The organism is Paraburkholderia sp., from assembly GCF_035501035.1.
Taxonomy (GTDB): domain Bacteria; phylum Pseudomonadota; class Gammaproteobacteria; order Burkholderiales; family Burkholderiaceae; genus Paraburkholderia.
The window spans coordinates 1-12,355 of record NZ_DATJWR010000503.1; the positions used below are offsets into that span (position 1 = coordinate 1).

General features: G+C 65.6%; 12 protein-coding genes, 2 pseudogenes and 1 riboswitch. Of the genes and pseudogenes, 5 read left to right on the plus strand and 9 right to left on the minus strand.

What is annotated here, in order from left to right; translation table 11 throughout:
* From VMJ11_RS34185 to VMJ11_RS34195, 3 genes and pseudogenes are all read left to right on the plus strand, one after another.
* Positions 1-155 (plus strand): annotated as a pseudogene (locus VMJ11_RS34185) (EmrA/EmrK family multidrug efflux transporter periplasmic adaptor subunit); the annotation flags it as partial.
* 260 nt (positions 156-415) lie between these two features.
* A complete protein-coding gene (locus VMJ11_RS34190) occupies positions 416-610 on the plus strand; it encodes a hypothetical protein (protein ID WP_325625640.1) in 195 nt (64 codons plus the stop codon).
* 122 nt (positions 611-732) lie between these two features.
* Positions 733-929: riboswitch (cobalamin riboswitch) on the plus strand.
* A gap of 103 nt (positions 930-1,032) precedes the next feature.
* Positions 1,033-2,961 carry a TonB-dependent receptor domain-containing protein gene (locus VMJ11_RS34195; RefSeq protein ID WP_325625641.1) on the plus strand — a complete coding sequence of 643 codons (1,929 nt, stop codon included), beginning with the start codon at positions 1,033-1,035 and terminating at the stop codon, positions 2,959-2,961.
* Between the two features lie 112 nt (positions 2,962-3,073).
* Here VMJ11_RS34195 and VMJ11_RS34200 read toward each other — a convergent pair whose 3' ends face one another.
* Both VMJ11_RS34200 and VMJ11_RS34205 read right to left on the minus strand, forming a co-directional pair.
* Positions 3,074-3,715, minus strand: coding sequence for a glutamine cyclotransferase (locus tag VMJ11_RS34200; RefSeq protein WP_325625642.1), 642 nt, complete (start codon positions 3,713-3,715; stop codon positions 3,074-3,076).
* A gap of 66 nt (positions 3,716-3,781) precedes the next feature.
* Positions 3,782-5,002, minus strand: a complete 1,221-nt coding sequence (locus tag VMJ11_RS34205; protein ID WP_325625644.1) for a helix-turn-helix domain-containing protein — start codon at positions 5,000-5,002, stop codon at positions 3,782-3,784.
* Between the two features lie 165 nt (positions 5,003-5,167).
* On the opposite strand from VMJ11_RS34205, the gene VMJ11_RS34210 reads away from it, so the two are divergent.
* Both VMJ11_RS34210 and VMJ11_RS34215 read left to right on the plus strand, forming a co-directional pair.
* Positions 5,168-5,932, plus strand: a complete 765-nt coding sequence (locus VMJ11_RS34210) for a DUF899 domain-containing protein (RefSeq protein WP_325625645.1) — start codon at positions 5,168-5,170, stop codon at positions 5,930-5,932.
* A gap of 8 nt (positions 5,933-5,940) precedes the next feature.
* Entirely contained in the window at positions 5,941-6,750 is an 810-nt protein-coding gene (locus VMJ11_RS34215; protein ID WP_325625646.1) for a DUF2182 domain-containing protein, read from the plus strand.
* A gap of 265 nt (positions 6,751-7,015) precedes the next feature.
* Here VMJ11_RS34215 and VMJ11_RS34225 read toward each other — a convergent pair whose 3' ends face one another.
* From VMJ11_RS34225 to VMJ11_RS34255, 7 genes and pseudogenes are all read right to left on the minus strand, one after another.
* On the minus strand, positions 7,016-7,519 hold the full coding sequence (locus tag VMJ11_RS34225; RefSeq protein ID WP_325625648.1) for a hypothetical protein: 504 nt from the start codon (positions 7,517-7,519) through the stop codon (positions 7,016-7,018).
* A gap of 28 nt (positions 7,520-7,547) precedes the next feature.
* Positions 7,548-8,240 (minus strand): response regulator transcription factor, encoded by a 693-nt coding sequence (locus tag VMJ11_RS34230; RefSeq protein ID WP_325625650.1) that lies wholly within the window; start codon positions 8,238-8,240, stop codon positions 7,548-7,550.
* A gap of 5 nt (positions 8,241-8,245) precedes the next feature.
* Complete coding sequence (locus VMJ11_RS34235) at positions 8,246-9,535, minus strand: PAS domain-containing sensor histidine kinase (RefSeq protein ID WP_325625651.1); 1,290 nt, start codon at positions 9,533-9,535, stop codon at positions 8,246-8,248.
* Between the two features lie 669 nt (positions 9,536-10,204).
* The gene (locus VMJ11_RS34240) at positions 10,205-10,420 is read right to left on the minus strand and encodes a hypothetical protein (RefSeq protein WP_325625652.1); all 216 of its coding nucleotides are present in this window, start codon (positions 10,418-10,420) and stop codon (positions 10,205-10,207) included.
* 190 nt (positions 10,421-10,610) lie between these two features.
* Entirely contained in the window at positions 10,611-11,423 is an 813-nt protein-coding gene (locus VMJ11_RS34245) for a hypothetical protein (RefSeq protein ID WP_325625654.1), read from the minus strand.
* Positions 11,424-11,666: 243 nt separating this feature from the next.
* Positions 11,667-12,053 carry a response regulator transcription factor gene (locus VMJ11_RS34250; protein ID WP_325625656.1) on the minus strand — a complete coding sequence of 129 codons (387 nt, stop codon included), beginning with the start codon at positions 12,051-12,053 and terminating at the stop codon, positions 11,667-11,669.
* A 109-nt stretch (positions 12,054-12,162) separates the two neighbouring features.
* Positions 12,163-12,355: pseudogene (locus VMJ11_RS34255) on the minus strand (copper-binding protein); the annotation flags it as partial.

The window sequence follows — 12,355 nt, forward strand, 5'->3', positions numbered from 1 at the left end:
CGCGCGACGACTCCGGCACGCAACTCGCCGCCGCGGTGAACACGACCTATCGCACCGACGTGTTTGCGAAGTACGGCGAACAAGCCGATGCGGAGATCGCCAAGATCATCGAGCAGAACGAAATGGATGCACAGACGAAGATCGCAATGCGATGACTACGGCAACATTCTGCTTAGGATATCGAATCATCGGAGGACGCGGGATTTTCACTGAGCCGTTCCCGCTGTCTGGCTACTAGCAGCTTCACGACTACGAAGCCTTTTTCGACGAAAAGCTGACGCTGTTTGGCCTGCTCATATGGCAGAGCGGGCCATACTGATGTCGTCTCTTGCGTCAATTGCGCGCAAGAAGCACTGTGGCTCCAGGTGCATAAAAAGCCGGGTTATCATCGGGCACTCGCCAACGTGGAGCCAACATGCGGTACATCCTCGCAATCGGCGGCGGCGGCGGCTTCATGATGGAAAGCACGCCGTCCCCAGTCGACAAGCTGATTTGCGACCTGACGGGGAAAGCAAAACCGCGCATTTGCTTTCTGGCGACGGCGAGCGGCGATTTACCCTGGGTAGCCCACGCGTTCGATGAGGACGTGCGGGTCTTCAAGCATCTGTAGCGTGCGCGCCGTCATTGCGTATCGTGTCAAGACCCGCGATTGATCGCGCGCGCGTATCGGCAAAACCGGGCTTTTTCGCCACACCCCCTGCGCAAGAGGTTGACGCGCCGAGTGCGCGGCCATTACCCTTGCGCGCTGATGGTTCCCGGCGACGGGATCAAAAGGGAACGCAGTGAGGGCGCGAGCGCCACGAGTCTGCGGCTGCCCCCGCAACTGTGAGCGGCGAGTCCATGCCAGAGAGGGCCACTGGGAAACCGGGAAGGCCGGCAAGGAACGAAGACCCGCGAGCCAGGAGACCTGCCATCAGCCGAGTCCAGCAGCCGCAACGGGCGGGGTGCCCCAATGCGCCAGGCGCCGCCGCGTGCGGTCGCCCGTTGCAAGGACAGCCCTTGTTCAGGAGCTGTTTCCCAGCTCACCGCCTCATGAAGTTCCGACAATTCGTATTCACGTCTGCCGTGCTCGCCTGCGCATGGCAAACGGCCCATGCCGATACCCCTGCCGTACCGGCGCAGCCGCAACCCGGCGACGACACCACGTTGCCCAATATTCTCGTCGTAGGCGACACGCAGCATCTGCCGCAATCGTTCGACCGGCGCTACGCGAGCACGCAAGTCCTCACGCGCGAAGACCTCGACCGCCTCTCTCCCGTCGACCCGAGCATCACCCAGGCGCTCGCCACGCTGCCGGGCGTCACCGTCTCGCAAACGGGCGGCCCGGGCGCCTATACGGCGGTGAGCATCCGCGGGTCGTCGGCGAGCCAGGTGGCCGTGTTCATCGACGGCGTGCGCGTGGGCTCCGCCACCACGGGCACGCCCGAGTGGGCCGATCTGCCGACCAGCGCGTTCGACCGCGTCGAAGTGATCTCGGGCCCCGCGGCCGCCTCGTTCGGCGCCGACGCCGTGGGCGGCGTCGTGCAACTCTTCACGCGCCATGCGTCGAATCAGCCGAACCAGACCACGGTGTCGTTCGGCGGCGGCTCCAACAAGACCTTCGAAACGCAGTTGCGCACCTCGGGCACGATCGGCTCGACCGGACCGCTTTCGGCGTTGAGCGGCCTCACGTATTCGCTCGGGCTGCACGACTACAACACGGCCGGTATCGACGCGACACAGCCATGGGCCTATGGTCATGAGAACGGCCGCAACCCGTACCACGCGCAGGATGTCGACGCGCGCCTCGGCTACGCGCACGACAACTGGTCGATCTCGACCTTCGCGCTCTACCACCGCTCCGATCTCTCCTACGACAACCTGGGCGGCAACGACCGCCAGCGCGACTACCAGCTCACGACCGGCGCCGCGTTCCACCTCGACATCACGCCGACCACGCAGTTCGACCAGTCGGTGGGCTATGCGACTGACCGTCAGTTCATCTACTCGAACGACCCGACGATTCCCGCCGACGAGTTCAACTCGACGCGCTTTTCCACCTCCACGTCGCTCACGCACCAGGAGACGGGCCACACGCTCTTCGGCCAGCCGCTTACCGGCGAGACCAAGATCGCCTACGACTTTTCGCGCGAGCTGGCGTTCCTGCCCGTGGACGTGCCGACCGGCCTGCCGGCGCGCAACGATTCCGCCGTGTCGCTGCATCAGTCGACCACGCTCGGGCCGCTCACGCTGTTTCTCGCGGGACGGCACGAGATCATCCAGGGGCAAGCGGTCAACACGGGCAACGTCGCGCTCGCCTGGGAGATCACGCCGGTCTACACGGCGCGCCTTTCGTATGGGAACGCGTTCCGGTTGCCCACGTTCAACGATCTTTACTACCCGGGCTACTCGAACCCGAACCTGCAGCCCGAACGCAGCGACTCGGTCGAGGCCGCGCTGGACGCCACCACCTCGATCGGCACATTCACGGCAGCGGTTTACGACACGCGCGTACACGACCTCATCACCTACGATTCGCAGACCTTCCTGCCCGTGAACGTGGGCCGCGCGCATATTCAGGGCATCGACCTCACGTACAAGGGCACGCTCGGCCAGTACACGCCGGTGAGCCTCACAGTCGGCATTCTGAATCCGCAGGACGTGACCGATCAGACCTGGCTCAATCGCCGCCCCCGGCAAACCGCGAGCCTGAACGTGGATCACACGTGGGACGAGTTGCATCTGCACGCGCTCAGCACGGGCTTTTCGGTGCTGTACAACGGCTCGACCTGGGACGACCAGGCCAACACGCTCTATCTGCCGTCGTGGGTGACGGTCGGCCTGCGCGCGTCGTACAAGGTGAACGCGCATCTCGCGCTGACGGCCACGCTTGCGAACCTGTTCAACCGGCAGTACATGACCGCGTATGGCTACAACTCGCTGGGGCGCACCGCGTTCGGCAAGATCACCTATACCTTCTAGGCGATCTGAAACGGACGGGCGAAGCCATCCCTGCGGCCATTGCAGCCATTGCAGCCGTTGCGGCTCGTTCGCCCGCCGATTTGGCCACCGATTCGCCCGCTGATTCGCACAGCTAGCCCTCGCGCTTCGGCCGCCGCACCGCGCGAATCTTGCCGGTGTTGCCGCCGCCGCAGAAGAACTGCTCGCCGCCATCGGACTCCATTCCCGACACGGCCGTGCCGGGCGGCATATCGAGCTGCTCGAGCACTTCGCCCGTCTGAGCGTCGATGTGCCGCAAGTCGCACTCGTCGCCTTCCCAGGTGCCGTGCCACAGTTCGCCGTCCACCCAGGTCACGCCCGTGACGAAGCGGCTCGATTCGAGCGTGCGCAGAATCGCGCCTGTCTGCGGGTCGATCTGATGGATCTTGCGCGCGCGGTACTCGCCCACCCAAAGCGTGCCGTCCGCCCAGGCGAGCCCCGAATCGCCGCCGCCACCTGGCGCGGGAATCGTGGCGAGCACACGGCCCGTTTCGGGGTCGATCTTCTGGATGCGGTCCTCGGCGATCTGGAACAGGTGCTGCCCGTCGAAAGCGGTGCCCGCATGCGCGGCGACGTCGATCGAGCGCCCCGTCTTGCCGCTCTGCGGATCGAGCGCCGTGATGCGGTCGCCCACGGCGAACCAGACCTGCCTGCCGTCGTAAGTGAGCCCGTGCACCTTGTCGATGCCGGGAAACGGGCCGTACTCGCGAACGATAGTGGCGGCGGAACGTTTCATCGTTTTCTCCTTGGGCGTTGCCGACCCGATGAAGGCCGGCGCAGGCGAACGGCACAGGCACTCATCCTAATCGCCCGGCAGCGGCGAGGGGAGTAACAACGTCGTCGCGAATCCGGGAAGCGGCGGTGTCGTCCAGCGGCGCGCGCGGCCGTGGCCGAACGACTGCACCTTGTCGGCCGCCGCGAGCACGTCTAGCGCGCGCTGCACGGTGCGCTGGCTCGCGCCCAGCGCCAGCGCGAGCGCCGAGCTCGACCACGATTCGCCATCGGCGAGAAACGCCAGCACCGCCGCGTGTCGCTCTTCGACAGGGCGCGCCAGCACGACCACCTCGCGTGCGTGGCACGGTGCGAGAGCGAAGCCTTGCTGTGTCGCGTCGATCCCGGCCAGGTCCCGCAACAGCGTGCGCAGCCTGCCGATTTCGACGCGCAGGCGGGCACGGTGCGATTCGTCGGCGTGCCTCGTGCGAAAGGCCCGCGCGATGAGCGCGTCGCGCGGCGCGTCGGCAGGCCACGCCTCGGCCAGCGCGCGGGCCAGCACGAACAGCACCGGGCGCCTCGCGAGCGCGACGACCGCGGCGCCCTCGCGCACGGCGTACCGGCAGGCATCCACGACGAGCGCATTCGAGGCGAGCAGCGCCTCGACTTCCTCCAGCAGCAAAGCGCGCTCCTCGCCACGCGCGACGAGGCGCGCGGCCGGCGAGTTCAACAGCAGGGCCACGCTCTCCACCTCGGCGCTCAGCGCCGCGATGCCCGCTCGACGCGCGGCGCGCGCGGCTTCGGCCAGCGCCCGATGCGCCGCCTGCGTCTGGATGCGCCGCATGGCGATGCCCGCGGCGATCAGCTCGTGAGCCGCGCGCAAGGCCGGCGGCAATGGCGCGGGGTCGACTTCGGCGAGCATGCGCGCGGCTTCGTCGAGGCGGCCGATCAGCAGCAGACGGCGAATCTCGAGGTAGCGCGCGTGCGCGGCATTGAGGCGGTCGCCGTGTGCTTCGAGCGTTTGGCGCGCCGCTTCGAGCATTGCGCTCGGCCAGCCGAGATCGCGCGAGGCGAGCGCGACCTCCGCCTCGGCGACGACGCAACGCGCGCGCGCCACGGCCTCGCGCGAACCGAAGGCGCGCGCCGCGCGGCGCAACAGCGCCTTGGCACGCGCGAGGTCGCCAAGCTGCGCCATGGCGATGCCGCGCAGCGCGAGCGCGGGCGCGTCGTCGCGCAACGCCACGCGGTTCAGCGCGCCGAGCGGGTCACCGGTCGCGAGCGCGCGCGCCGCAGCCGTGATCAGCGAATCCATGCTCATGCGAATCCCGACACACTTGTCACTCCCCCACCTTCCTCGCCCGGACCTAATCTAGCACGGCGATCAATCGAACCATTGAACCATCGAATCATCGATCGAGCGAAGCGTCGGCACGCGCAACGCGCAGCCGACAAAGTCAATCCATAGGAGGACCAGGCAATGGCAACCCGTCACACAGGAACACGCGAAGACTGGCTCGCGGCACGAATCGAACTGCTCGCAGCCGAGAAGGCGCACACGCGCCGCGCCGACGCCCTCGCGCAGCAGCGCCAGGCGTTGCCGTGGGTGCGAGTCGACAAGGCCTATCGCTTCGAAACCGAAGAAGGCAGCGTCTCGCTCGCCGATCTCTTCAAGGGGCGCTCGCAACTGCTCGTCTATCACTTCATGTTCGGGCCGGACTACGCGGCGGGCTGCCCGTCGTGCTCCTCGATCGCTGATGGCTTCGACGGCGTCGCCGTGCATCTCGCGAACCACGACGTGATGCTCATGGCGGTCTCGCGTGCGCCGCTTGCGAAGCTGCTCGCCTACCGGGAACGGATGGGATGGCGTTTTCCGTGGGCGTCGTCGAGTGGCAACGACTTCAACTTCGATTTCAATGTGTCGTTCACCGAAGCACAGCAGCGCACAGGCGACGTCGAATACAACTACGCACGCAACGGCCACGCGATGGACATGACGCCGCCGCCCGAACCCGTCGCCCAGTTCGCGGCGAGCTGCGGCACGGATGCGGCCACCTATGCGCGCGACAGGCCCGGCCTGAGCGCCTTCGTGCTGGAGGACGGCGCGATCTATCACACGTATTCGACCTACGCGAGAGGCCTCGATGGCGTGTGGGGCATGTATCAGTGGCTCGACCGCGCGCCGAAGGGCCGCAACGAAGCCGGCATCTGGTGGCGCCGGCACGACGAGTACCCGCAAGGTTGAGGGTCATCATGAACGACGTCGGCAAAACGGCACGGTGTGGCGACGCCTCGCGGGCGATCTTCTTCGGCGTTTCGTCGCTGCTCTTCGTGGCGAGCGCGGCGGCAACGCTGCTTTTGTGCTCGTCGATGGAGGCGATGGGCGGCACGCCGATGCCAGGCGGCTGGACGATGTCGGCGCTCTGGGCACCGGTGTGCGGACAGACGTGGCTCGACGCCGCCGTGTCGTTTGCAGGCATGTGGAACATCATGATGATCGCGATGATGCTGCCTTCGCTCGCACCGGCGCTGTGGCGTTACCAGGAGTGGGTGAGCGGCGCGCGTGCGGCGCGAGCGGGCGCGCTGACTGCGCTGGCTGGCGCGGGGTACTTTATCGTCTGGCTCATCGTTGGCCTGCTGGTGTTCGCGGCGGGCGCGCAGCTCGCGGCGATTGCGAGTGAGGCGCCCGCGCTGGCGCATACGGCGCCGGCCGTGGCGGGCATGGTCGTCGTGACGGCGGGCGCGTTGCAGCTCACGGCGTGGAAAGCCCGGTGGCTTGCGGGCTGCGCAGCGATGTCATCGTGCTGCGGGCCGGCACGGTTCGATGTGCAAGCGGCCCTGCGCTACGGCATGCGGCTTGGCCGGCATTGCCTGTGCTGCTGCGGCAATCTGATGGCCGCGCTGCTGGCCGCGGGCGTCATGGACCGGCCGGCGATGGCTCTCGTCGCCGCAGCCATCACCGCCGAGCGATTGCTGCCGGCGGGCGGCCGGGTTGCGCGAGGTATCGGGATCGTCACCGCTGCGGTGGGTCTGGTGCTGGTTGTGCGGGCGGTGACGGAATAAGCAAATCGCCGTTGCGCTTGCGCGAAACGGCGACATACGAGCTTCACGCGCCTCGTCGAGGAAGTGCACGGCGAACTCGCCGTGCGCTACATGGGCAACCTGCGCTATCCGATTGGCTGCGTTTCCGCACTGCTCGCTCGGCTATGCGCAGCATAGGCTCGTTCACGAACGGGTTCAGCGCACGCTTTGCCGTGACGCCGCGCGACTGGCGCAATAGCCATTTGAAATGACGGCGCGACAGCAATCGCGCCACCTCGGCGCGAACCTAGAACCGCCTCAAATTGCGCTCGCGCATGGGATCGGGCGTCCTTTGCGTGAGCCGCAGGATGCCCTCCTGGTCAAAATAGAAGTTGAACATCATGTTGTGGATGTTGCTCTCCATGTACCGGTAGGACCAGACTTCCCTTTGTGTGCGCGGAAAGAACGCCGTCTCGACCGGCCGGCCGAAATTGATCAGGACATCGGAACGTGTCCACTCGTTGACCCTCGCGCGAGCGAACTCGCTTTCCTGCAGGACCTGGCGCACGCTCACGACCTTGCCGCTGGCGTCGACGTCGGCGGCGGTCGTCGTAAAGCCCATCGGCTGGGTTGGCCACATGAGGCGCGTGCCGCCATCCGGCAGTTTGTAGGTCTCGCGCGGCGGCCCGAGCCGCGCGATCAGTGCGGATACATCCGCGCCCGGCGCGACGCTCTGCCAAGGCTGGGTACAGGCGGCCAGCGCGAGGACCGCAACAATCCACGCGCGCTTCACGTTGAATATGAACGGCATTGGCGTGCTCGCTGAAGGTGCCCGAAAATCAACCGCTGTGCGAAACCGGATGCCGCCCGGCGCGTTGCCGCGCGCCACGCGTTCGCGACGACCGCAAGGACAGCAGCCCGGACGCATCGAAAGCGGAAGTGGCGACGAGACGCACCAGATCCGCGAGCGAGTCCACTTTCATCTTCTCCATCACGCGCGCCCGGTGGATCTTGATCGTCTTCTCCGCCGCACCCAGTTCGTCGGCAACGAGCTTGTTCGGCCGGCCCGTCACCACGAGCGCCATCACCTCGCGCTCGCGCGGGGTCAGCTTGTCGACGCGGCGCTGGATCTCCGCGCGCTGTTCGCGTTGCGCGAACAGGTGGCGCGCGCGTTCCAGCGCTTGCCCGGTGGCCTCGAACAACACGCATGCGTCGATAGGTTTCGTCAGGAAGTCCGCCGCGCCCGCCTTCATCGCTTCCACCGCCGTGTTCATGTCGCCGTGCGCCGAAATGAAGACGATCGGCACGACGCCTTCAAGACGCCGCTGCAGTTCGATTCCACTGAAGTCGGGCAACTGGAGATCGAGCAGCAGGCAGGCCGGCACATGCGTGAGGTCGGCGCCGCGCATGAATGCGCTGGCACTTTCGTATGCCTCGACGGCATAGCCGCCCGATCGCAGCAAGCGGCACAGGGCGTTGCGCACGTGCTCGTCATCATCCACGACGAATACGTAGTGAGTGGGCGAATTCATTGTGATCAACGCGTACCCGTCTTCACGGATGCGCCCTCCGCTGGAAGTTCGACATGGAACGTCATGCCATGGTCGGTGTTGCGCTCGGCCCACAACTGGCCGCCGTGCGCCATGACGATGGTACGGCTGATCGAAAGACCGAGACCAAGCCCCCGCGGCTTGGAGGTCACGAATGGCTTGAACAGCGTTGCGAATTGATTGGCCTCGACGCCCGCTCCACGGTCGTGTATGGCGATGTGCACCTTGCCGCGGTCTGCGGAGGCCGTGACGGCGATGCAAACCCGGCGATCCTCCGCACGGCATTCGTGCACGGCATCGAGCGCATTGAGCAGCAGATTGACGAGAACCTGCTGCAGTTGAACCCCGTCGCCGCGCAGCTGCGGCAAGCCATCTTCGATGCGTGCGCCAACTGCTGCGCCGCAAGCCTCGGCCTCGCGACGCAGGCGGCGAATGACGTCGCGCACGAGGCTGCCCACATCGATCGCGCCCGTCGCGGCCGGCTCGCATCGGGCGGACTGGCGCATCTTGCGAATGATCGCGTGCGCGCGCGTACTGTCGGCAACGACCTCGCCGAGCAACTCGCGCAAGTCGCTCATGGCGGGTGGCTTCTGCGCGAGAAACCGCTGCGCCGCCTGCGCGTTGCTGAGAATGGCCGTGAGCGGCTGGTCGACTTCATGCGCGAGCGCGGCGGCCATGTCGCCGATTTCCGACGCCCTCTCCCGATTCAGGAGGCGTTGCTCCTTGCCATCCGGCGCGAGCGCGGCATCGTCGGTGTCCGGTTCGATGACCACCACGGTTCGCGCAGCGAGGCCAACAGGCAGCGACGCCGAAGCCGTCACATGGGCTTCGATATCCATGCCGTTCTTCGCGCGTGCGACAGCCGCGCGCGTGAAGCTATGAGGCAAGCCTTCCGCTGTCTTCAGTGCTGCGAACGACACGGGTCGCTCGTCCCTTTGCGAAGGCACGAGCAGCGCCTCGATACGCATGCCCAGCATTTCGCCCAGGGCGTACCCGAGCACACGGGTTGCCCTGCCATTTGCCCACGTAATGCGTCCTGCGCCGTCGAGCGCCAGCGCGGCCGCGGGCACGACTTCAAGAATGCTGCGCAGGCTTTGCGCGACGCCCTCCGTGACGTACCCGCGTGCCTCGCCGGGTTGCGACAACTCCAATGTCTCGGCGCGCGCAGAACCGTGGGCCTTGATCCGGTGGAGCCAGGCCAGCAGACTGGCCGCTGCCTGCTCGGCTCTCGACCTTTCCAGTTTTAGCTTTTCGTTCCCCATGTTCGCCCTGATCACGGTGTCCTCCTACTGTACTGCGCTGCCCTGCTCAAGCCAGAGATCGTTCTGAACATTCCAGCGACGAACGGGGCCGGTTTGATGAGCACGAGAATTCCGGCCGTGTGCGGGAGCAGGTTGCGCCCGAATACAGACTACCGCTTGTTATTGAATATTCGACGACGCTACGGCAACTGCGGAGAATGCATCATTCACTGAAGAAACAGATGTATGTAATCAATGTTGACTTGCGCCCAATGCGTCCATTATCTGTTTCCCGCACCTCCGCGAGAGAATTATATGAAAGAAATTTCCGCTGACTCCGTGGGAAGGCCATTCGATTCGATAATTCATCCCGGTTCGCGTCATGCCAGTTTTTTGAACAATCTGCGGGATTCATCGCAACATCTATATAAACTGACTATTTTCAATCGACATTTGCAAACGTGATATCGCCATACAGCGTATATACGTTGCTGAAAGATGCTTCAAAAATCGGATTTCATAACTGATCTGCATCAGTTTCACTGTTGTCAGGCGATATGAAATATATCTATCGGCGGAATGACGTCGCTGAAATTCGATGTCAAATTGCAGACCATTTAGATGGTTATGCAACATCAATCGCATCTCGTGCATGGCCTGGCGTGGCCTTTTTGTGCGTTCGATCTGGCGACTGCCGCATGGGGGTCAAGGCGACGACGCCGGCGCCGCCGCGCTCGCCGCTTGATGTTGCGTCGTGCGCTGGCGCGACTGATTGCTACGCGCCTTCTGCTCTGCCTTGCGTTGCACGTCCCGCATCTGGTTCGTCCCCGGCGTGGCCGTTTGCGCGTGGGCCACTGACATGCCAGGCGGCAGGCATAGCAGGAGCGCGAACACGCACGGCGCAGTAAGAAGCGTTTTCATTTTCATCTCCCAGTTTCGACTCCGCCTGCCCGAGGTGCGTCCCGACGGCGCCAACGAGAAGGTGTCCTGTCGAACCGCGCCGAGCGATCAGGTTCGTACCGGCATCGATCCGGTGTCAATAGGGCCCTGGTCCAATTGCCGCCACGATGCGACACGCGCGCCGTGGCTGGCCGATGCCTCGCTGGCGCCGTCAATGCTCGTGCGCGGCATCGGGAGCCTGCGTCTGCACGGGCTCGTCTACATCGAGCATATAGAGTAACAGCGCCTCGCGGTCCGGCACCTCCATGCTGGCCACCGATCGCATCAGGATGGCGCTTGCCCAGCAGACGTCGGCCGTCGTGGCGTCTGGGGCACTCCTGGTCACGCGTGTCATCCGCGCCACGGCCAGGGGGTCGCCCGCGAGTTCGGCGTTCACCGCATCGTCGAGATGCCGCAACGCCTTCTGCTGCTGCGCGGGTGTGGGGAGCGCGATCGGCGCGGCGAGCAGGGAGCGGATCACGATCCGGTAAAGCAGCGCGAAGTATTCGGCGGCATCGGCATCGCTCATGCTACCGACCGAAACGCGATCGACGATCTCCTGCATGCTCGCGGCACCCTGGCAATTGCCGCGCGCCGCCTTGTCGATATATTTCGTGAGCAGCATGAAGTAGGCCAGCCGGTCGTCGGGGGCGAGTCGGGCAATGCCGCTCTTGATGAGGCGCTCGCGCGTCGGCTCGTCGCGCAGCCGCGCTTCCAGGCCCTCCATGCCGCCCGGCACGGCGATCGCAACGGCCGGGTCGGCACGCAGCCGGTCGAACCAGGCCTCGGCAATGCGGGCCTTGGTCGTCTGCGGCTCCACGCCGGCCTGCCGCAGATAACCGGTGTCCTGCCAGGCGGCATCGGCACCGGGCACCACGAAGAACGCGAGAATCTCGAACAGGCCCGCTGGCGTGTCCTCGTTGTGCGGCACGTTGCCCAGCGCATCGCGGCCGGCAAGGGCCAATACCACGGTCACTGCGAGCAAAGCCCATCGCAGCGCACACGACCCGGCGAAGCTCACGATGGCGAAGATGCGCGCAATCGAAGCCGCGAAAGCAGCATGGACGGTCACGATCCGGCTCACGCCTGGCCTCCCGGTTTGCCCCGAATCACGGCCTCGGGACGACGCTCGAGATACTCCGTGAGTCTGCGCACGGATGCTGCCGTGCGGGCCAGCTCACGCATGGTGTCGCTCGTGTTCAGGGCGTGGTCGCGACGGGGTGGCGCGTCACGCCGGCGGCGGTACGCCGAGCACCGCATGAACCGCGCCGATGAGCGACGAATCGTCGAACGGTTTGCGCAGGTAGGCTCGCGCGCCTGCCGCCTGCGCCTGCTCGCGCACACGCGTATCGTCGTGGGCCGTGATGACGATGCACTGAATACCCGTGCCGCTCAGCCGCCGTTGCACCTCGATACCGTTCAAGCCCGGCATCTGGATATCGAGGACCACGCAGGACGGCTCGTATGGCGGCGTCGCCGCCAGCGCGTCGAGCAGAGCCTCGCCGCTCGTGAACACATCGGAGGCAATACCGGCCGACCTCAAGAGACGCTGGATCGCGCGCCCGACGGATACCTCGTCGTCGACGACGGCCACAGATCGTGTCACGTTGTTCATATGGCTTTGCGTGCGGTTAGCGATAAACGCCACGGGCGCTTCTGCCCGCGGGCAGCGCGCCTCGTCACGCAAACCTGCCTGCGCCGTTCGCACCACGGCCCCTTCGCGGCTATTTGTGGGGTGCTGCCTTCACGGAGACGGCGAACGCCTCCGTATACACCGCCTCGACCTGATCGCCGACCTTGACGTTGGCAAGCTGCCCGGGATCGTCGACCTTCAGGTCCATGGTCCCGCCTTCGGGGCCCTGCAAGGTGACCGTTTTTGTTTTTTGATCGACGGCGACCACGTTTGCCGTGACCTTG